The sequence below is a fragment of the Streptomyces sp. NPDC014995 genome, from assembly GCF_043080745.1.
Taxonomy (GTDB): Bacteria; Actinomycetota; Actinomycetes; order Streptomycetales; family Streptomycetaceae; genus Streptomyces.
Window position 1 is genome coordinate 52,237 of sequence record NZ_JBIBVX010000013.1, and the last position, 19,737, is coordinate 71,973.

The window sequence follows — 19,737 nt, forward strand, 5'->3', positions numbered from 1 at the left end:
CTCCTCGTCGGGGGCGGCGCCCGTGGCGTCGTACGGCCACCACGGGGCGTGATGACAACGTCGTCACCGTCCGACGTGATCAAGAACGCTCCCCCGTCGCTGCATCACCCGGCGTGGCGCTGCGGTATGGTCTGCCGACCCTTGGTATGGCAGATCGAGGAGCGTGCGCGTGTTCAACCGGAAGCGATCCCTGCAGCAAGTGGCTGCGATCGTGTCCATATCGCTGGTGGCGGGATGCGGACTCCTCGGGGAGGAGAGCTCCGACGACGCCGGGCCGATCGTCGTGGGCACCACGAGCGCCCCCAGCACGCTGGACCCCGCGGCCTCCTGGGACGGCTCCTGGGAGCTGTTCCGCAACGTGTACCAGACGCTCCTCGCCTACCCGAACGGCGCGATCACGCCCCAGCCGGACGCCGCGAAGAGCTGCGAGTTCACCGACGCCTCCAACCGCGCCTACCGCTGCGAACTGCGCGAGGGCCTCACCTTCTCCAACGGCGACAAGCTGGACGCCGCGGCGGTGAAGTACTCGATCGACCGCATCAGGCAGATCGACGCGCCCAGCGGCCCCGCCGGACTGCTGGGCAGCCTCGACCGGGTCGAGGCGGTCGACGACCACGAGGTCGTCTTCCGGCTCAACAAGGCCGACACCACCTTCCCGTTCGTGCTCGCCACCCCGGCCATGTCCCTCGTCGCCCCCGAGGACTACCCCGCGAGGTCGCTGCGCGAGGGCGAGGGCATCGTCGGCTCCGGGCCGTACCGGCTGGAGACGTACGAGGAGGGCAAGCAGGCCGTACTCGTGCGCAACGACAGCTACAAGGGCTTCGCCGACCGCCGCAACAACGCGGTCACGATCCGCTACTTCCAGGACTCCGGCGAGATGGTCAAGGCGCTGCGGAGCAAGCAGATCGACATCACCTACCAGGGCCTCGCCGCCGACGACATCGTCGCCCTGGAGAGCAAGGGCGCCGACAACGAGGGCCTGGAGCTCGTCGAGGGCACCTCCAGCAACATCAACTACCTGGTGTTCAACCCCAAGGACCCGATGGCGAACGAGCTCGCCGTCCGCCGGGCCGTCGCCCAGGTCATCGACCGGGCCGCGATCGCCCACAAGGTCTACAAGGACACCGTCGACCCGCTGTACTCCATGGTCCCCAAGGGCCTGACCGGCCACACCACGAAATTCTTCGACGACTTCGGCGAACCGGACCCGGCCAAGGCCCGCGAGCTCCTCTCCGAGGCCGGCATCGACACGCCCGTCCCGCTCACCCTCTGGTACACCACCGACCGCTACGGCTCGGACACCGCCCTGGAGTTCAAGGAGATCAAGGCGCAGCTGGAGGACTCGAAGCTGTTCGAGGTCACCCTGAAGAGCCGCCCCTGGAAGACCTACGTGGTCGGCTACCAGAAGGGCGAGTACCCGGTCTTCGGCCGCGGCTGGGCGCCGGACTTCCCGGACGCCGACAACTTCATCGCCCCCTTCGTCGGCGAGCAGAACGCGCTCGGCACGCCCTATCCGGAGAAGCAGATCACCGACGTGCTGCTGCCCCGCTCCCGTCAGGAGAGCGACCGTGCCAACGTGGTGAAGGAGTTCCAGCAGGCCCAGCAGATCCTCGTGGACGACGCCCGGCTGCTGCCGCTGTGGCAGGGCAAGCAGTACGTCGCCTCGAACGAGGACATCTCGGGCGGGGAGCGGGCGCTGGACCCGTCGACGATCATGATGATGTGGGAGCTGTCCCGCAAGACCAGCTGGTAGCGGCCGGCGAGGCGGACCGGGGAGCCCGTTGTCAGTGGTCACCTGTAGGTTCTGTGGCCTGGAAGTGACCGCACAACGAAGGACGTTGACGTGACCGACACCGCCATGCTGCCCGAGTCCTGGCGCGGGGTCCTGGGTGACGAGCTGCAGCAGCCCTACTTCAAGGAGCTGACGGAGTTCGTCGAGGAGGAGCGAGCGAAGGGTCCCGTCTACCCTCCGCGCGAGGAGGTCTTCGCCGCGCTCGACGCGACGCCGTACGAGCGGGTGAAGGTCCTGATCCTCGGCCAGGACCCGTACCACGGCGAGGGCCAGGGGCACGGCCTGTGCTTCTCGGTGCGGCCCGGCGTGAAGATCCCGCCGTCACTGCGCAACATCTACAAGGAGATGCACGAGGAGCTGGGCACCCCCGTCCCGGACAACGGCTACCTCATGCCGTGGGCCCGGCAGGGCGTGCTGCTGCTCAACGCGGTCCTCACCGTCCGCTCCGGCGAGGCGAACTCGCACAAGGGCAAGGGCTGGGAGAAGTTCACGGACGCGGTGATCCGCGCGGTGGCCGACCGGCCCGACCCGGCGGTCTTCGTCCTGTGGGGCAACTACGCGCAGAAGAAGCTGCCGCTGATCGACGAGACGCGGCACGCGGTGGTCAAGGGCGCGCACCCCTCCCCGCTGTCCGCGAAGAAGTTCTTCGGCTCCCGTCCGTTCACGCAGATCAACGAAGCGGTGGCCCAGCAGGGCCACGAGCCGATCGACTGGACGATCCCGAACCTGGCCTGATTCCGCCGGTCCCGACCCCGCCGGGCCGGTCCCTCCCGGGACCGGCCCGGTGCCGCCTGACCGGGATTGTCACCGCTTGCGGTTAGCGTCGTGACATCGACGCAAGGAGGGCGCGGTGGCGGAGCATCGACAGGGGCAGGCGGCGCCGGACGCCGTGCTGACGCGCATCGGGCAGGTCGTGATGCTGCACCACGGAGGAGACCGTGAGGAGGCCCGGCGCCGGCTGCTCGACCTCTGGACCGAGATCGGCGAGGACGGCGACGCCCTGCACCGCTGCACTGTGGCCCACTATCTGGCCGACACCCAGGACGACCCCTTCGACGAACTCGCCTGGGACCTGCGCGCCCTCACGGCGGCGGAGGAGCACGAGAGCTCACTGGAGGTGCGGGCGCTGTACCCCTCGCTGCACCTCAACCTGGCCGCGGACTACGTGAAGCTGGGCCGCTCCGAGGCCGCCCGCACCCATGTGCGCAGGGCACGGCGAGCGGCCGGCGCGCTGGGCGACGACAGCTACGGGGACGGGGTACGGGCGGCGATCAGCAGAATGGAGCTGCGGTTGGGGGAGGGCGGTTTGGGCGGCCCCCGCCGCGACTGACGCTCTACCGTCCGTACGTCTGCTCGCAGATCACCGCCTCCGGGCTGTCTGTGCGCCAGCCCCCGTGCTGCCTGCCGAGCGCGCACACATCGGTGTTCCCGCGCGCTTCCTTTCGCCCGTCGTCGCGTACGTCGGGGACCTGGACGTGCGGCTGCGCGGGACGCCGGGGTTCCGGGTGCGCCGACCGGGGACGCGGGTGCGGTTTCTTCGCCTGCGAGCGGGACGGGGGTGGCTGTTCGGCCGGTGCCGTCGGGGTGGGAGGGGGTGCGCTCGACACCGGCCCACGGTCCTTCCCGACCATCTCCAGCGCCTCCAGGGCCGGTGACTGCACGACCTGCCGCCCGGTCTCCCGGTCGGTCTCCCGCTCCGGCCGGGGCAGGGACGGCCGGGGAGGTGTCGCGGTCCGGCCGGCCGCGGGCTTGCCGGGCGCGGACGGGTACTGGATGGTCACGCATCCGGCGAGGGCCGAGACGGCCACGGTCAGGAGGAGCGTTGCGGTAGTCGTCGTCGTTCGATGCACCCGCGCCACTCTGGTGGGTCCGGTCCGCGCAAGGGCGGCAGACCGGCGCGGAATGGCCCACACGGGTGATCCACCGCCCCTTACGGGTGGCGGTGACCCTCCCGGGGTGACGTGACGTCAGCCACCGGTGACGCCGTCGACGCGCTCGCGCGCGAGGTCGGGGTGGCCGTTGCGGCGGGCGTACTCCTCGATCACGCGGGTTCCGGTGGTCGCGTTCCGGTCAGAAGGAACCCGTCGTCGCGGCACGCGGCAGGGTCACCCGCGCTCGGTGCGGGCCACGCGTGGTGAGACGCCCGGCATCCCGGCGAGCAGTTCCCGCAGTCCTGCCCGCACCTCGTCGAGGCTCGGCACCTCCGCGTGGAACGACCCGGCCACGCAGCTGAACATCAGCCCGTCCGCCCAGGCCACCAGCGACAGGACGTGCCGGGCCGGGTCCGTCGAGCCCATCGCCGTGACCAGGGCGGTGAGCCGGTCCCGGAAGCGGGCTCCGGCCGCGTCGAAGTGGGTCCGCAGCTCGGGGCGACGGGTGGCCTCCAGGGCCAGTTCGTAGCGGGCCAGCGTCAGTTCACGGTTGAGGGTCAGCGCCCGGTGCGTGGCCAGGGCGAGCGCGTCCGTCAGGGCGGGGAGACCGGCCCGTGGATCCGGCATCTCGTCCAGGGCCAGCACCCGGGCCTCACGGTCGGCGAGGCGGCGCACCGCCAGCTCCAGCAGCGCCTGGCGGGTGCGGGCGAGGTTGGAGGTGGAGCCCTGGGGGAGTCCGGCGGCCTCGTCGACGGCGCGGTGGGTGAGACCCCGCATCCCGCGCTCCGCGAGCAGGGCGAGGGCGGTGTCGGCGACGAGGTCGGCGCGCGAGGCGCTCGGGGCGGTGCGTGCGGACATGTGATCAACCTACCCCTCTCACTACGTCTGTAGTATCGTCGGTGCAGCGGCGCACTACACTTGTAGTACGCGGGGTCACGGGACGGGACGAGCCATGGCACAGTCGACGCGAGCGGTCGTCATCGGCGGCGGCATAGGGGGTCTGACCGCCGCGGTGGCCCTGCACCAGCGGGGTTGGCAGGTCACCGTGCTGGAGCGGGCCCGTTCCCTGGAACCGGTCGGCGCGGGCATCTCCCTGGCGCCCAACTCCCTGCGCGCCCTGGACGTCATCGGGCTCGGCGACGAGATCCGCGGCCTGGCCGCCTGGCACGGCGACGGGGGCCTGCGCACCCCCGGCGGACGCTGGCTCTCCCGCACCAGCGCCGATGCGGCGGCCCGGCGCTTCGGAGGCCCGCTGGTCCTGCTGCACCGGGCCACCCTCGTCGACAGGCTGGCCGTACGGCTGCCCCCGGGCGCCGTCCGCACGGCCGCCGCCGCGACCCTCGCCGACCCCGGCGACGCCGACAGACCGGCCCGGGTGAGCACCGCCGACGGCGAACTGGAGGCCGACCTGGTGGTCGCCGCCGACGGCATCCGCTCCGCCGTACGCCGGACCCTCTTCCCCGAGCACCCCGGCCCGGTCTACTCCGGCTTCACCACCTGGCGGGTCGTCCTCACGCTGCCCGGCGTGGAGTTCGCCTCGCACGAGACGTGGGGCCGGGGCCGCCTCTGGGGCTCGCACCCGCTCAAGGGCGGCCGCGTGTACGCCTACGCCGCCGCCACCGCCCCGGCCGGGGAGCGCGCCCAGGACGAGCGCGCCGAACTGCTGCGCCGCTACGGCGACTGGCACCACCCCATCCCCGAGATCCTCGCCGCCGCCCGCCCCGAGGACGTCCTGCGCCACGACGTCCACCACCTCGCCGAGCCCCTGCCCGCCTTCCACCACGGCCGCGTCGCCCTCCTCGGCGACGCCGCGCACGCGATGCCGCCGAGCCTCGGCCAGGGCGGCAACCAGGCCGTAGAGGACGCGATCGTCCTCGCCCACCACTGCACCGACCTCCCCGCCTACACGGCAGCCCGCCTCCCCCGGACGACGGCCATCACCCGGCAGGCGGTGCGGGCGGCGCGCCTCAGCACGGCCGCGAACCCCGTCGCCGTCGCCGTACGCGACACCGCCATCGCCGCGCTGTCGGTGGCCGGGCCCGCGCTGTTCCTGCGCGGCTTCGACGCGATCGCCGACTGGCGGCCGCCGGTGGCGGGCCCTCCCGCCTGAGCGAAGTCGGCCCAGCGGGTACGCCGTATGCTGCGGTGCAGGCAGGCGCGGACAAGCAGTGAGGGAGCCCCCCGTGAAGGTCGGCTGCATCGGACTCGGCGACATCGCGCGGAAGGCCTACCTGCCGGTGCTCGGCGCGCTGCCCGGACTCGAACTCCACCTCCAGACCCGTACGCCGGCCACCCTCGACCAGGTCGCCGACACCCTGCGCGTGCCCGTCGGACGGCGTCACCGGGACCTCGACGCGCTCCTCGCCCAGGGCCTGGACGCCGCGTTCGTCCACGCGCCCACCGCCGCCCACCCCGAGATCGTCGCCCGGCTGCTGGAGGCGGGCGTCCCCACGTACGTCGACAAGCCGCTGGCGTACGAACTCGCCGACTCCGAGCGGCTCGTGGCGCTCGCGGAGACGCACGGGACGAGCCTCGCCGTCGGCTTCAATCGGCGGTACGCCCCCGGCTACGCGCAGTGCGCCGACCATCCGCGTGAGCTGATCCTGATGCAGAAGAACCGGATCGGGCTGCCCGAGGAACCGCGCACGATGATCCTCGACGACTTCATCCACGTCGTCGACACCCTGCGGTTCCTCGCGCCCGGGCCGGTGGACGACGTGACCGTGCGGGCCCGGACGGTGGACGGGCTGCTGCACCACGTCGTCCTCCAGCTCGCCGGGGACGGCTTCACCGCGCTCGGGGTGATGAACCGGCTCAGCGGCTCCAACGAGGAGATCCTGGAGGTGTCCGGGCAGGACACCAAGCGGCAGGTCGTCAACCTCGCCGAGATCATCGACCACAAGGGCCAGCCGACCGTGCGGCGGCGCGGCGACTGGGTGCCGGTGGCCCGCCAGCGCGGCATCGAGCAGGCGGTCCTGGCCTTCCTCGACGCCGTGCGCGCGGGCAAGGTGCTCAGCGCCCGGGACGCGCTGGCGACTCACGAACTGTGCGAGCGGGTGGTGCGAGCGGTGCGGGAGCGTTCCGGCGCGGCCTGACCGCCCGCGCCCCCTCCGTGAGGAACACGGCCGCGAGAACCACCAGGGCCGCGTGGGCCGGCCAGTCGCCGAAGCGGACGTACGGGGTGACGCCCTCGGTGAGCGGCACCTCGTAGACGGCCGTGGTGCTCGCGTCCGTCCCCAGCCACGAGCCCAGACGCCGGCCGCTCGCGTCGTAGACGGCGGAGACGCCCGTCAGCGTCGCGTGGACGAACGGGCGGCCGGTCTCCGCGGCGCGCAGGGCCCCCAGGGAGGCGTGTTGCTCGGGGGCCCAGCTCTCCTGGAAGGTCGACGTCGACGACTGGGCGACCAGCACGTCGGTGCCGTCCGCGGTCAGACGGCGGCTCATGTCGGGGAACGCGGTCTCGAAGCACACCATCGGGCCGATGCGCAGCCCGGCCCCGGCGTCCATCACGACCTGCTCGGTGCCGCGCTGACGGTCCTCGCCGGCCGCCTTTCCGACGGAGGTCGCCCAGCCGAGCAGCGAGCGGGCCGGGACGTACTCGCCGAAGGGCACCAGCCGCATCTTGTCGTACCGGTCGCCGGTCGGTCCGTCCGGTCCGATCAGGATCGAGCTCTTGTAGATGCCGGGCCGGTCGGAGCGGCGCGCGTCGACGTTGACCAGGATGTCGGCGCCGGTCGCGCGGGACAGCTCCGCCAGGCGCCGGGCCAGGTCGGGCCGGTCGTCCAGGTCGTAGCCGACGCTGCTCTCGCCCCAGACGATCAGGTCGACGTCCTGCCCGACGAGCCCGCGGGTCAACTGCTCCTCCCGGTCGAAGCGGCGGTCGGGGCCGACGACGACACCCGGCTGCACGACGGCTACCCGGGCCTGCCCGTCCACGTCCGGGCGGGGCGACCACACCCAGGCGGCGGAGGTCGCGGCGGCGGTGGCCAGGAGTCCCGCGACGGCGGGCACCCGGTGCGCCGGGACGGCGGCGAGCACGGCGACCGCGACGTTCACGGCCACCACCAGGAAGCTGAGCAGCCACACCCCGCCGACCGACGCCAGCCGCAACGCCGGCTCCACCTGCCACTGACTGGCCCCGAGCATGCCCCACGGCCCGCCCAGCCCCTGCCATGAGCGGACGAGTTCGACGGCCAGCCAGCCCGAGGGCAGCACGACCAGCGCGGCGCCCACCCGCCCCCACGAGGGCACCCCGGCGAGGAACCGGCGCACCAGCCAGCCCCACGGCGCCCACAGCGCGCCCAGCAGCGCGGCGAGCACGAGGGTGAAGACGTGCAGGTTCGGCAGCAGCCACAGGTGCATGACCAGCATGAACCCGAACCCGCCGCTCCAGCCGTCGTACACCGCCCGCCTGCCCGTCGGCGCCGAGCGGGCGAGCAGGATCCAGGGAACCAGCGCGAGGAACGCCCACCACCACAGGGCGGGCGCCGGAAACGCCGGCACGGGCAGCGCGCCCGCCAGCGCCGCGAGGGCCGAGCGCCGCCACGGGGAGGTGAGCCAGGGACCGAACGTCTTCATATGGCACCTCCCTACCCGCTGGTGGCTCCAGTGTGCGCGCCCGGAGTGATCTCCGGCCAGATGGCTCGGGATTGGCCGGTGACGTGCGGTCGACCGGCGATCCCGACGCAGCGGGCCACCAGGGATCGGGCGCAGGGATCGGGCGCAGGGATCCGGCGCAGGGATCCGGCGCAGGGGCGCAGCGCCGAGGCCGGTCGGCGGGTGTGTTCTGGGGCGGGGGTCGGTCGGCGGGTGGTGTTCCGGTGCGGGGGTCGGTCGGCCGGTGGTGCCCTGGCGCAGGCCCCGGATGGCCTGGTCGGTGCCCTGGTGCAGGCGCTGGTCAGCCGGTGGTGCCCCGGCCGGGCAGCCGTCGCCACTTCTCCTGGACGACCACCTCACGCACCCGCCAGCCGTCGTCCGTCCGCAGCAGCCCGAAGGCGTACCGGCCGCCGCAGACGAAGTCGGGCGCGGCCGAGGACCCCTCGTCGGCCAGCCGCATCGGATTGAGGTAATCGGCCTGGACCAGGGCGGTGTCGCCCCGGTCCCGCTCCAGCACGCCGAAGCGGAGGCGACGGTTCACGATGAGGTGCTGCCGCATCGAGAACATCCGCATGCTCTCCGCGAGCCACGCGGCGACCTTGTCCGCGTCCCCCTCGATTCCGCCGGCGGATCGGTAGTCCGCCCGCCCGTCCGGCGTGAACAAGTCCCGGTACGCCGCCCAGTCGCCGTCGTCGACCGCCACCGCGTAGTCGGTGATCAGCCCGTCCACGGCCAGCCGGTCCATCAGAGTGGCGAGCTCCACACGCTGCGTCATGGCCCGAGTGTTGGGCATGGGCCCCGCTGAGCCAAGAGGCGCGCGGGGTCCGGCGCGGATACGCCGATATTCGGTGGCCGTACGGGCGGCGACGCTGCGAGTCCGGCAGCCCGTCTTCGCCCCCTGCGTCCCCGTCGGCGGGCTCCTCGGAATCGGCTTCGCGTCGCATCCTGACAGCGGAAGCAGGGTGCGCATCGCCGGGCTCTTCGGGGGGGACTTCAGGCCACCACTGGGGACAGCCAGGTTCTGGAAGTCGTCGCCCCGGCCTGGCCCAACGAGCGTGTCCTGCTCTCCCGCGACGGCGGACTGTCCCACTCCGGTCCGTACGGAGACCGGAGAAGGCGCTCATCCATGTAGCCTCGGCCCGGCCGTCGCCACGGACATGCTGGATGCGCGCGGCGATGTCCAGCGGATCCCTCAGCCCACTTCCTGGCCGACTTCGATCACGAGTTGCCGGTGCGTGCGGGCCAGGTCGGTCAGATCGTCGCGCAGCTCGGTCAGCCAATCCGGTTCCACCCGGGCGGGTGCGTCCAGCGCGCGGGTGATGCGCACCAGGGAAACCGCGGCATGCAGTCCGGCGAACAGCGGCAGGTGCCCCAAGTCCTCGTCGTCGAACGGGCGCACGCCGCGGTACCCGGCGAGAAAGGCGTCGAACTGCGCCCGGTGCTCGGTCGTGGGCCGGCCGGTGTGGTCGGTCAGGTCGCGCACGGCAAAGGCGACGTCGGCGGCGTACCAGGAGAGCGCGGCCTCGTCGAAGTCGTAGGCGATCGGCCGGCCGTCTTCCCAGGCCATGTTGTCCAGCTCGAAGTCGCCGTGCACCACACCCCAGCGGTCCCGCCCACGGGGTAGGTCCCGCATCACGTCGGTGAGCCTCGCCGTCGCCTCGACCAACGCGGTGTCGTCGGCGAACAGTTCGCCGATGCCCGGCAGCTCGCCGAAGGATTCGGGCAGTCCGGTATCGAGCCCGGCGGCATCGCGGTGCAGGTGCGCCAGTGCCTGCCCCCAGTGCCACGCCTGCGATTCCGTGAGTCCGGTGACGTCGACTTCCTCCCCGGGCGCCGGTTCGACCACCATGGCGTGCATGGCACCGAGCCCGGTGGCCACGGTCACGGTCAGGGCCCCTGACTCGGCGGCGACCGGCCGTACCACCGCCGACCCGCCGTCGCTGAGCCGCGCCATCAGCTCAGCCACCACGGCCACGGGCTTCGGGCCGCGATACGACCCCGGCACGAACCGCAGATACCGCCGCCGACCGCTGTCGGGGAGCACGAACACGTGGGAGGCGCTGGAGCGCCACCACCTGGCGGTGCCGGCCGGGTAACCCCACCGCGCGGCCACCTGGTCGGCGACCGGGCTGTCCCACGCTTCGGACACGGTCTGCTTCAGTCGATCGATCTCAGTCAAGGGCATCATGGCCGGCCAGCCTCGAACACCCAGCCGCCGGCCACAAGCCGATTTCCCCACCGGCCTGTCCAGTTCGCCTTCGGCGACCCGGCCACCCACATCCTGATCGTTTCGCCCGCGGGTAAGAGATCTGAGGCGAGCCCCTTCGCCCGGGATCAGCGACCGGTACTTCTGTACCCGCCGGTACGGCCGGTCCACGATGCTGCCGTGGCCGATGAAGAACGGAACGGGGCAGAAGCGCGCACATTCCTGAGGTGCGCGGCGGAGGTGGCACGACTGCTCGGCATCAAGGATGTGTCCACGGCGACGGAGGGCCAACGCGTCCGGTGTCTCGCCCATGCGGTGCGCAGGCCGCTACTGGGACGCGCGCATCTGCCCGAGGAGTTCTTCGCGCGCGCAGGCCTGGTGGGAGGCATCGATGCGGGTGTTCGCCCAGACCAGTGACCCGCGGATGCACCAGCGCGTCTTGCTGAGTCTGCCCACCTCGCGCGCGGCGTACCCGCCACGCCTCCACAACCTGCTTGAGCTCACGCTCGCGTCCGCCCGTACTCACCCCGACGAGCCCATTCGCAACTGGGCCGCCGCGGTCGGCCACGGCGCAGCCTGACCGGCTGTCACTCATGCCTCAGTCACGGGACGGCTCTTGGCTCCCCAAATGGTTCGTGAGAGCGGCTTGACCTGGGTCGACCTCGAACCTCGTTCACAGCCCCCGACGGTGCTGCCGCCAGCATCTGGGCGCGGGCCGACCTACTCCACCTCGATGCCGTAATCCTGAACGAGTTCCTCCAAGCCGCCCGTGTAGCCCTTGCCCCCGAGGACGAAGTCCCAGTCCCCGTTGGCCCTTCGACGGAAGGAGCCGAGCACCAAGGCGGTTTCCAGCGGCCGACCGTCGGAGACCTCAAGCCGTCCCAGCTCGGACATCCCCGGATCGAGCAGCCGGATGCTGGCATCTGTGAAGCCGGACAGATCGGCGTGCGGGTTCACCTCCGGGTCGATGGCCGCGACCAGTACGAACCGATCGGCCTCCGCCGGCAAACCGTCGAAGCAGACGCAGATCGCAGCCTTGTCAGGCGCCGCCGCGGGAAGTGCACGCACGGAGCCGTCCGGAGTCTGTGGGTTGTTGAAGAAGACGAAGTGATCATCACTGAGGATGCGGTTGCCACGGCAGACAAGAGCACACACGTCCAAGGCGACACTGCCGTTCCACGACATGCCCAAGACGTTGTAGTCGTCGGGCAGCCGAGTGTCCGGCCCCGACGGTGTCGGCTGCGCTGTGGCCTGGCGACCACCCCCGCCCAGTCGACCACGCAGCCCATGGCGATGCAGCAAGTCGACGAGCTCAGTGCCCGAGACGAGTTCCAACGGCTTGCCGTTGGCGAATGTGTGCGAGCCAGGGCCGAAACCTGATGTCGTCACCAGGACACCCTTGTTGGCGCCGGCGTCCTGCACAGTCCCGTACAGGTCCCGTACGGCGGTGGGAGGCACCGTGTTGCGGTAGCGCTTCACCTGGACGACGATCTTGCCGCCTCGAATCGGCGTCGGGTCCAGCGCGTCGACGTCCACACCGCCGTCATTCGAACGTTGGGTCGTCACCGCCTGCATCCCCATGGCCCGGAAGAGATCGGCAACGAGATTCTCGAATGCGACCGGATCCATGTCGTACAGGTCCGGCTCCTCATCGCTGCCGTGCGCGACAACGCGGTTTCCGACGTCTTGGGGCCGCCGACTCGGCCGTATCGGTGTGAGTTGGTCCGGTCGGGCCGAGAGCTGTCCTCGCAGTGCGTCAGCCAGGCAGCTACCCGCGTCCACCTGTGCCAGATGCAGGTCACGGAACGAAGAGCGGGAAGCCATGACAGTTGCGAGGAAGATATGGCCGGGGCGCCCCGTCGTAGGGTCGTGTCCATCGACGAACCCGTTCAAGGCCACCGACTCGAGTGCCCCCAGTTCGTCCGCGGCGAAGAGCTCGTGCAGGACAAGCAGCATGCACTGCGCGAGCACCTCCCTGTACAGAGCTCGACGCTGGCCCACCGGACGGGGGGTCTCCTTGTCCTGGTTGACCCCGGACATGTAGCGAACGGACTTGATCTCCGGGACGACGCTGTAGGCGGGCAACTCCCAGTCCAGCACCAGCTCCCGGGCTGCCGGGTCGTAGGCTGCCGCGACCTGACGCGGGAAGCCCTCCGGCCATGCCGTCGAGGCGTAGAGAGCGGCGGAAAAGTACTCGATCACGGAATCGGGATCCCGGCGCCTCACGCCTTCGGTTACCGCGGCGACGCCGGCGTTGTGCGCACGTACCTCGGCCAGCTGAGCGTCGGCCCACTGTTGATACTGGCGCTGGTACGACGCCAGCTGCTGTTGCCGGTGAGCCTCCGCGGCCTGGGCGGCCTGCGAGTCCCGCTCGAAGCGCGCCCGTGCTTCGGCCTGCGCTTGAGCCCGCCGACTCGCGGTCCAGCCACTCTGCGTCTGGTACTGATGGAAATCCGGCATGGGTACGGGCTGCGCCAACGGCCCCGGGGCGAAGGGCTGAACCTCCTCAGGTCGCATGAGCGAGAAAGCCCTGAAGGCCGGGGCCCGACACCCCGCGGCGAGAAGACCTTGCAGCGACGCCACCTGCGCGTCCAGTTCCTCCGTGCGACGCAGCGCCTCCGCCTGCCTGTACTCACGCTGACTTTGGGCAGCTCGCCGCTGGTAGGCCCGCGCTCGCTGAGCTTCTTGTCTGCGCTGTCTGGCTTCGGCTTCCATCTGGCGTTGCTGCTGCCGCTGCACTTCAGCCCACACGCCGACAAAGCCAGTAGAGCGACGACTCATGTGCTGCAGGCCCTCCCAAGGACGTTGGCAGCCGAAAGGCACTTTGGTTGTCCCCACAACCAGTTGTAACGAGACGACTCTATCCAGCAATCGCCGTCCCGCATATCCACTCGTCAAAGGCAACCGCTCCGGTCATTGCCGCAGGTCAGGTGACCGGAGAGTAGCTAAGGCCGTATCAGGCGGCAGTGCCCGGGCGGTCACCTTTCCACGTCGATCCAGCGCGGGTGTGCCGGTCGCAAAAAGGACCGGCGTCGCACGGTGACGATGACGCCTGGGAGCGGCGGGCGAGGCGACGGTCCGCTGCGCCGATGAGTGGGTCGTCGGCAGCGGGGTACGTCAGACCTCTGGCCAAGGACATCCACCCACACGTACGCGTCGGTGAACTCGACCGAGTCGCCGCGCCGTTGCCGTCGGAGCTGTCCTTTCCGGTGGTGGAGGGTGTGCTGGACCCTCTGCGGTGACAGGGTGCGGGCCGCGCTCCGGAGGTGGCCGAAGGGCACATAGGGTGACCCCATGCCTGCCACGTTGAGTTCCACGAGAACCCGCGCCGCGCTCCGCACGTCGGCGCGCGTCTCCGTCGATGTGCTGCTCGTCCTCGTGATGCTGAGCGTTGCTCTGTGGCTCATGGGCCGCATGTGGTCGGTGGTCTGGCCGCTCGTCGTCGGCCTGCTCCTCACCACGCTGACCTGGCCGCTGGCGCGCTTTCTCCGCGGTCGGGGATGGCCTCCCGCCCTGGCGGCGTCGGCGGTGACGGTGCTGTTCCTGCTGGTCGCCCTGGGCGTCGTGGCGCTGATCGCCGTACCGGTGGCGTCCCAGTCGGGTGAGCTGACCGACGGTGTGGTCGAAGGCATCCAGAAACTGCGCGAGTGGGCCTCCGGGCCGCCGTTGAACATCGGCGACGACCAGATGACCAAGGCCTTCGACTCCGCCGTCGCCCGCGCCCAGGACGGACTCGGCAGCATGGTCACCGCTGTCGTCACCGGAGTGAGCACCGTGGTCAACGGTGTGGTCACCGCCGTCCTGGCCCTCTTCCTGATGTTCTTCTTCCTCAAGGACGGCCCGAAGTTCCTGCCGTGGCTCGCCCGTCAGCTGCCCGGCCGGCTCGCCACCGACGTCCCGGCCGTCGCCGCACGCAGCTGGAACACCCTGGGCGCGTTCGTGCGCTCCCAGGCGTTCGTCGGCCTGCTCGACGCCGTACTGATCGGCCTCGGGCTGTGGATCCTGGGGGTACCGCTGGTGCTCCCGCTGGCGGTGCTGACCTTCGTCTCCGCGTTCGTGCCGATCGTGGGCGCCCTGTTCGCCGGTTTCGTCGCGGTGCTCATCGCACTGGTCTCGAACGGCTTGACGGACGCGCTGATCGTGCTGGCCGTCATCATCGTGGTGCAGCAGCTCGAGGGCAACGTGTTCCAGCCCATGATCCAGAGTCGTGGGCTCGGCCTCCACGCGGCGGTGGTCCTCCTGGCGGTGACGTTGGGCGGCAGCCTGGCCGGCATCGTGGGCAGTCTGCTCGCCGTACCGGTCGCCGCGGTGATCGCGGTCATCTGGAACTACGTGCGCGATCAACTCAGCGACCCACTCCAGGAGTCCGAGGCCGATGAGCCGCACGCCGGTGCCGCCGTCGCGTCGTAGCGGTTCGCGCGCGGTGCCCGGCCGGGTGGGGTCGGCGTGCGGTTGATGGAGTGTCAGGTGGTCGGGAGGCCGTCGTGAAGCGACGAGTCAGTGTCGTCACCGGTGGTGGCCGTGGGATCGGTGCCGCGGTCTGCCGGCGGCTCGCGGACGACGGGCACGACGTGGCGGTGGGCTACCTCCGGGACGCCGGAGCCGCTGCGGCGGTGGCCGACGCGGTGCGCGACGCCGGCGGCCGTGCCGTCGCGGTGCGAGTGGACACGTCCGTCGAGGCGGACGTGGAGCGGCTCTTCACGGTGGCGGAGGACCGGCTCGGACCGGTGACGGGCCTGGTGAACAACGCCGGTGTGACGGGGCCCCTCGGGCGGCTCGCCGACACCGACACCGCCCACCTGCGCCGGGTCGTGGACGTCAATCTGCTGGGCGCGCTGCTGTGCGCGCGGCGGGCGGCGCAGCTGATGACCCCCCGGGGCAGCGGGGTGATCGTGAACATCTCGTCGGCGGCCGCGACCCTCGGCAGCTCCGGCGACTACGTCCACTACGCGGCGACCAAGGCCGCCCTCGACGCCCTGACCGTGGGCCTGTCGAAGGAACTCGGCCCCGACGGCATCCGGGTAAACGCGGTCGCGCCCGGCATGATCGACACGGAGATGCACGCTGCGATGGGCGACCCGGACCGGGCCCGGCGGGCCGCCGCGTCGATCCCGCTACGGCGTCCGGGTGACGCCGGGGAGATCGCGGCGGCGGTGGCGTGGCTGATGTCGCCCGAGGCGTCGTATGCGACGGGGGCGGTGCTGCGGGTCGCCGGGGGACGGTGACGGCGGGCCGTGACGGTGGTTGTGGACGGAACGTGACGGCGGCCGTGAGGGTGGTGGACGGGAACGGTGACGGCGGGCCGTGAGCGGTTGTGGTGGATGGTGACGGGGCCGGGGGCGGTGAGCGGTGCCGGGGAACGGTGACCGCGGAGGTCAGGCGGCCTCGACGACGTCACCGCGGATCGCCGCCGCCCACTTCACCACCAGCAGCTCGTACTCGGCCCGCTCCTCGGCCGACAGGGACCCGCCCGCGCGCAGCCACAGTGCCCGGATCTGCTCGTTCAGTTCTGCGGCGGACCGCACGGAACCAGGGGCTAATGAACTGGGGGACATGCGCAACAGCGTAGGGCCAAGCACTGACACTGCGCTACCGGACGGATACGCGGACGGTATGGGCTTGGTCACGGCCGACGCCGCCCCGCGGCCGGTCGCGCGGACGTCCCGCGCGGACGGCGCCCAGGGGGTGGCGGTGCCAAGGCGCAACGGTGCCAAGGGGTGACGGTGCCGAGGGGCCGACCGCGTCGAAGGCCGCACCCGGCGGCGGGACAGGTGGTACGCCCGGGAGACGAGACGAGACGAGACGCGGCGGGCGACCTACCAGGTGAGCGTCACGACCCGTCCGCCGCGCCGGGGGCCCGCTCGGCCCCCGTCCGCCGCGCCGCGGGCCTTCCGAGCCCCCGTCCGCCGGGTTGCTCAGCCCGCCGACTCCGCCGCGTGCGGGCTGAGGACACCCGCCATGACCAGCCCGATCAGCACGATGCCGAGCACCACGCGGTAGTAGACGAACGGCATGAAGGACTTGGTGCTGATGAACTTCATGAACCACGCGATGACCGCGTATCCGGACACGAAGGCGATCACCGTCGCGAACGCCGTCGGCCCCCACTCCACGTGGCCGCCCTCCATCGCGTCCTTCAGCTCGAAGACGCCGGAGGCCAGCACCGCGGGGATGGCGAGCAGGAACGAGTAACGGGCCGCGGCCTCGCGCTTGTAGCCCATGAACAGGCCGCCGCTGATGGTGGCGCCGGAGCGGGAGACGCCGGGGATGAGGGCGCAGGCCTGGCACAGGCCGAAGATCAGGCCGTCCTTCACGCCCAGGTTGTTCAGTTCCTTGCGCTGCTTGGGCGCGCGGTGGCGTCCGCCGTTCTCGTCGCGTGCCGCCAGCCGGTCGGCGATGCCGATGATGATGCCGACCACCACGAGCATGGTGGCGGTGACCCGCAGATCGCGGAACGGTCCCTCGATCTGGTCCTTGAGCGTGACGCCGAGCACACCGATCGGAATCGAGCCCACGATCACCAGCCAGCCCATCTGGGCGTCGTGGTCCTTGCGCATCGTCTTGTCGAACAGCGACCGGGACCAGGCCGAGATGATCCGCCCGATGTCCTTGCGGAAGTAGATCAGCACCGCGGTTTCCGTGCCGATCTGGGTGATCGCCGTGAAGGCGGCGCCGGGGTCCTCCCAGCCCGAGAAGGCCGCGGTGAGCCGCAGGTGGGCGCTGGAGGAGACGGGGAGGAACTCGGTCAGCCCCTGGACGAGTCCGAGGATGAGGGATTCAAACCAAGACATGAGGTTACGGAGTCCAAGTGCCGATCGGAGAGGGCGACGGACACGGCGGGCCGCCGCGCGCGCGGTGACCACTTGATCACCGCGCGCGCGGTGATCAAGTGGTGTGTCGAAGGCAGCGTAGCGTCCCTCGGCGACAGGGCGGGCACAGGGGGTTTCGAAGGAGGCCGCGGAGGGGAGGCGCGCGCGGCGGCCGAGCTGGGCTCATGTGTTGACCGGCCGCCTGGCCGCCGCTTACGTTTCTGCCCGGGGAGAAAGCGCTTGCTGTGTCACTGGCCGGGCGTTTGCCGCCCGGCAGACGAACCGCTCGGTCGCGCGCCGGCCCTGTCGCTCTGCCCGGTTGTACGGTCGTTCGTCGCAGGAGTGCTGATCACGCCCATGACCCCACCCGCATCCGGTCCGCTCGCCGGCCGCCGCATCCGTGCCGCCGTCATCGGCACCGGTGCCATCGCCCGCGGCTCGCACCTGCCGGCGCTCAAGCAGCTCGCGGCCGAGGGGGAGACCGAGGTCGTCGCGGCCGTCGACATCGACGCGGCCGCGGTCGAGGCCTTCTGCACGGACGGCGGGGTTCCGCACGCCTACACCGATCTGGAGCGGATGCTGGCCGAGCAGCGTCCCGACCTGGTGACCGTCTGCACGCCGCCGACCCTGCACCGCGAGCAGAGCGTGGCCGCGCTGCGGGCCGGCGCCTGGGTGTGGTGCGAGAAGCCGCCGGTGCCGACCCTCGCCGACTACGACGCCGTGGAGTCGGAGGAGGGGGCCGAGGGCGGTCCGTACGCCTCGATCGTCTTCCAGCACCGTTTCGGCTCCGGTTCCCGGCACGTACGGCGGCTGCTCGCCGAGCGGGTCCTCGGACGCCCGCTGGTGGCGCACTGCCAGACGACCTGGTACCGCGACACCGCCTACTACGCCGCGCCCTGGCGCGGCCGCTGGCAGACCGAGGGCGGCGGCCCCGCCATGGGCCACGGCATCCACCAGATGGACCTGCTGCTGGACCTGCTCGGCCCGTGGAGCGAGGTGCGCGCCATGGCCGGCCGGCTCGTGCACGACGTGGAGACCGAGGACGTGTCCACCGCCCTGGTCCGCTTCGAGAGCGGCGCCATGGCCACGATCGTGAACAGCGTGCTCAGCCCCGACGAGGTCAGCCGCATCCGCATCGACTGCGAGCACGCCACCGTCGAACTCACCCACCTCTACGGCCACTCCAACGCCGACTGGCGGATCACCCCCGCCCCGGACGTCCCCGGCGACCTGGCGGCCGCCTGGCGGGACTTCGGCGCGGACGTGCCCAGCTCGCACCTGGCCCAGCTGCGCGAGCTGGTCGCGAGCATGCGCGCCGGGGAGCGGCCGCGCAGCAGCGGTGCCGACGGGCGCACCAGCCTGGAACTGGTCACCGCGCTGTACAAGTCGGCGTTCACGGACGCGACGGTCAAGCGCGGGGAGATCGGCCCCGGCGACCCGTACTACACGGCCCTGCACGGGGGTGCCCCCGGCTGGGCGCCGGCCGCCCTGCCGGTGACCTCCGAGGTGTCCGCGTGACCGGTCTGCGCCTCGTCCACGCGCACGGCGAGCGCATCACCGTGACCGACCCGGCCACCGGTGTGGAACTGCTCGCCTACGTCTACCGGCCGGAGGCCGCCTGGGAGGCGCCGAGGCCGTACATCCACCCCCTGCGCACCCTCGCCGGCGACGTCGTCACCGACTACCGGCCCAACGACCACCGCTGGCACAGGGACTGTCGCTGACCGCCTCGCACCTCTCGGGCGCCAACCTGTGGGGTGGCAACAGTTATGTCCGCGGACAGGGGTACCTCGAACTCCCGGAGCGGGTCGGCTCGATGGCGCACGTCGCCTTCGACGAGGTCGAGGCCGAGGGCGACCGGGCCGTCATCGTCGAGCGTCTGACCTGGCATCCGTACGGCGGTGAGCTGTGGGCCGAGGAGGCGCGCCGGATCGGGGTGCACGACGTCGACCGGGCCTTCGGCCCCTGGGCGCTGACCTGGACGAGCGCGATCACCAACCGCCGCGACGAGCCGCTGCGGTTCGGCAGCCCGTCCACCGCCGGGCGGGAGATGGCCGGCTACACGGGCCTGTTCTGGCGCGCCCCGCGTGCCTTCCGGGACGGCCGCGTCATCGGGCCCGAGGGCGAGGGCCCCGAGCTGATGGGCACCCAGGGCCCCTGGCTCGCCCTCTCCGGCGAGCACGACGGCGCCGACGGCCACGCCACCGTCGTCTTCGCCCACGCCCCCGAGAACGACCACTCCGGTGCCGGGGGCGCCCACCCCGCCCACTGGTTCGTCCGCACCGAGCCCTTCGCGGGCATCGCCCCGTCGTGGGCCTTCTTCGACGAGCTGGAGCTCGCCCCCGGCGACACCCTCACCCGCCGTTACCGCGTCGTCGTCGCCGACGGGGCCTGGGAGCGGGAGGAGATCGCCAAGTACCTCCGAGCGCACCCGTGGTGAGTGCCTCCGGCGCCTGGACGTGC

18 protein-coding genes and 1 pseudogene are annotated in these 19,737 nt (G+C 71.6%); 9 read left to right on the forward strand and 10 right to left on the reverse strand.

Annotated features, from left to right (window positions below; translation table 11 throughout):
- Positions 1 to 169 precede the first annotated feature (169 nt).
- From ACF1A1_RS25325 to ACF1A1_RS25335, 3 genes are all read left to right on the forward strand, one after another.
- Complete coding sequence (locus ACF1A1_RS25325; protein WP_392002969.1) at positions 170 to 1,753, forward strand: ABC transporter substrate-binding protein; 1,584 nt, start codon at positions 170 to 172, stop codon at positions 1,751 to 1,753.
- Positions 1,754 to 1,843: 90 nt separating this feature from the next.
- Complete coding sequence (ung, locus tag ACF1A1_RS25330; RefSeq protein ID WP_392002971.1) at positions 1,844 to 2,527, forward strand: uracil-DNA glycosylase; 684 nt, start codon at positions 1,844 to 1,846, stop codon at positions 2,525 to 2,527.
- A 115-nt stretch (positions 2,528 to 2,642) separates the two neighbouring features.
- On the forward strand, positions 2,643 to 3,122 hold the full coding sequence (locus tag ACF1A1_RS25335; protein ID WP_392002972.1) for a hypothetical protein: 480 nt from the start codon (positions 2,643 to 2,645) through the stop codon (positions 3,120 to 3,122).
- A gap of 4 nt (positions 3,123 to 3,126) precedes the next feature.
- Here the strand turns inward: ACF1A1_RS25335 and ACF1A1_RS25340 are convergent, their stop codons facing one another.
- From ACF1A1_RS25340 to ACF1A1_RS25350, 3 genes are all read right to left on the reverse strand, one after another.
- Positions 3,127 to 3,642 carry a hypothetical protein gene (locus tag ACF1A1_RS25340; RefSeq protein WP_392002974.1) on the reverse strand — a complete coding sequence of 172 codons (516 nt, stop codon included), beginning with the start codon at positions 3,640 to 3,642 and terminating at the stop codon, positions 3,127 to 3,129.
- 117 nt (positions 3,643 to 3,759) lie between these two features.
- Positions 3,760 to 3,888 (reverse strand): hypothetical protein, encoded by a 129-nt coding sequence (locus tag ACF1A1_RS25345; RefSeq protein WP_392002976.1) that lies wholly within the window; start codon positions 3,886 to 3,888, stop codon positions 3,760 to 3,762.
- A gap of 9 nt (positions 3,889 to 3,897) precedes the next feature.
- Positions 3,898 to 4,521: a TetR/AcrR family transcriptional regulator gene (locus ACF1A1_RS25350; RefSeq protein ID WP_392002978.1), complete on the reverse strand. Its 624-nt coding sequence runs from the start codon at positions 4,519 to 4,521 to the stop codon at positions 3,898 to 3,900.
- Between the two features lie 94 nt (positions 4,522 to 4,615).
- Here ACF1A1_RS25350 and ACF1A1_RS25355 point away from each other — a divergent pair, with 94 nt between their 5' ends.
- Positions 4,616 to 5,773 (forward strand): FAD-dependent monooxygenase, encoded by a 1,158-nt coding sequence (locus ACF1A1_RS25355; protein ID WP_392002979.1) that lies wholly within the window; start codon positions 4,616 to 4,618, stop codon positions 5,771 to 5,773.
- A 73-nt stretch (positions 5,774 to 5,846) separates the two neighbouring features.
- Positions 5,847 to 6,758 (forward strand): Gfo/Idh/MocA family protein, encoded by a 912-nt coding sequence (locus ACF1A1_RS25360; protein WP_392002981.1) that lies wholly within the window; start codon positions 5,847 to 5,849, stop codon positions 6,756 to 6,758.
- Here ACF1A1_RS25360 and lnt read toward each other — a convergent pair.
- The 5 genes from lnt to ACF1A1_RS25385 form a co-directional block, all read right to left on the reverse strand.
- Positions 6,676 to 8,241: an apolipoprotein N-acyltransferase gene (gene lnt, locus ACF1A1_RS25365; protein WP_392002983.1), complete on the reverse strand. Its 1,566-nt coding sequence runs from the start codon at positions 8,239 to 8,241 to the stop codon at positions 6,676 to 6,678. The two genes, ACF1A1_RS25360 and lnt, sit on opposite strands and share 83 nt — an antisense overlap.
- 319 nt (positions 8,242 to 8,560) lie before the next feature.
- Positions 8,561 to 9,034, reverse strand: a complete 474-nt coding sequence (locus ACF1A1_RS25370) for a nuclear transport factor 2 family protein (protein ID WP_392002984.1) — start codon at positions 9,032 to 9,034, stop codon at positions 8,561 to 8,563.
- 417 nt (positions 9,035 to 9,451) lie between these two features.
- Entirely contained in the window at positions 9,452 to 10,777 is a 1,326-nt protein-coding gene (locus tag ACF1A1_RS25375) for a phosphotransferase enzyme family protein (protein ID WP_392002986.1), read from the reverse strand.
- Between the two features lie 15 nt (positions 10,778 to 10,792).
- Positions 10,793 to 10,969, reverse strand: coding sequence for a hypothetical protein (locus ACF1A1_RS25380; RefSeq protein ID WP_392002988.1), 177 nt, complete (start codon positions 10,967 to 10,969; stop codon positions 10,793 to 10,795).
- Positions 10,970 to 11,185: 216 nt separating this feature from the next.
- Entirely contained in the window at positions 11,186 to 13,246 is a 2,061-nt protein-coding gene (locus ACF1A1_RS25385) for a restriction endonuclease (RefSeq protein WP_392002990.1), read from the reverse strand.
- A gap of 513 nt (positions 13,247 to 13,759) precedes the next feature.
- Here ACF1A1_RS25385 and ACF1A1_RS25390 point away from each other — a divergent pair.
- On the forward strand, positions 13,760 to 14,875 hold the full coding sequence (locus tag ACF1A1_RS25390) for an AI-2E family transporter (protein ID WP_392002992.1): 1,116 nt from the start codon (positions 13,760 to 13,762) through the stop codon (positions 14,873 to 14,875).
- Positions 14,876 to 14,949: 74 nt separating this feature from the next.
- On the forward strand, positions 14,950 to 15,690 hold the full coding sequence (locus tag ACF1A1_RS25395) for an SDR family NAD(P)-dependent oxidoreductase (protein WP_392002993.1): 741 nt from the start codon (positions 14,950 to 14,952) through the stop codon (positions 15,688 to 15,690).
- Positions 15,691 to 15,840: 150 nt separating this feature from the next.
- Here the strand turns inward: ACF1A1_RS25395 and ACF1A1_RS25400 are convergent, their stop codons facing one another.
- Together ACF1A1_RS25400 and ACF1A1_RS25405 are read right to left on the reverse strand one after the other, a co-directional pair.
- A complete protein-coding gene (locus ACF1A1_RS25400; protein WP_392002994.1) occupies positions 15,841 to 16,020 on the reverse strand; it encodes a hypothetical protein in 180 nt (59 codons plus the stop codon).
- A gap of 360 nt (positions 16,021 to 16,380) precedes the next feature.
- Positions 16,381 to 17,256, reverse strand: coding sequence for an undecaprenyl-diphosphate phosphatase (locus tag ACF1A1_RS25405; RefSeq protein WP_392002995.1), 876 nt, complete (start codon positions 17,254 to 17,256; stop codon positions 16,381 to 16,383).
- Positions 17,257 to 17,631: 375 nt separating this feature from the next.
- Here ACF1A1_RS25405 and ACF1A1_RS25410 point away from each other — a divergent pair, with 375 nt between their 5' ends.
- Positions 17,632 to 18,792 (forward strand): Gfo/Idh/MocA family protein, encoded by a 1,161-nt coding sequence (locus ACF1A1_RS25410; protein ID WP_392002996.1) that lies wholly within the window; start codon positions 17,632 to 17,634, stop codon positions 18,790 to 18,792.
- Positions 18,789 to 19,714 (forward strand): annotated as a pseudogene (locus ACF1A1_RS25415) (PmoA family protein). The gene ACF1A1_RS25410 and the pseudogene ACF1A1_RS25415 overlap by 4 nt, the downstream one beginning before the upstream one ends.
- Positions 19,715 to 19,737: the final 23 nt, after the last annotated feature.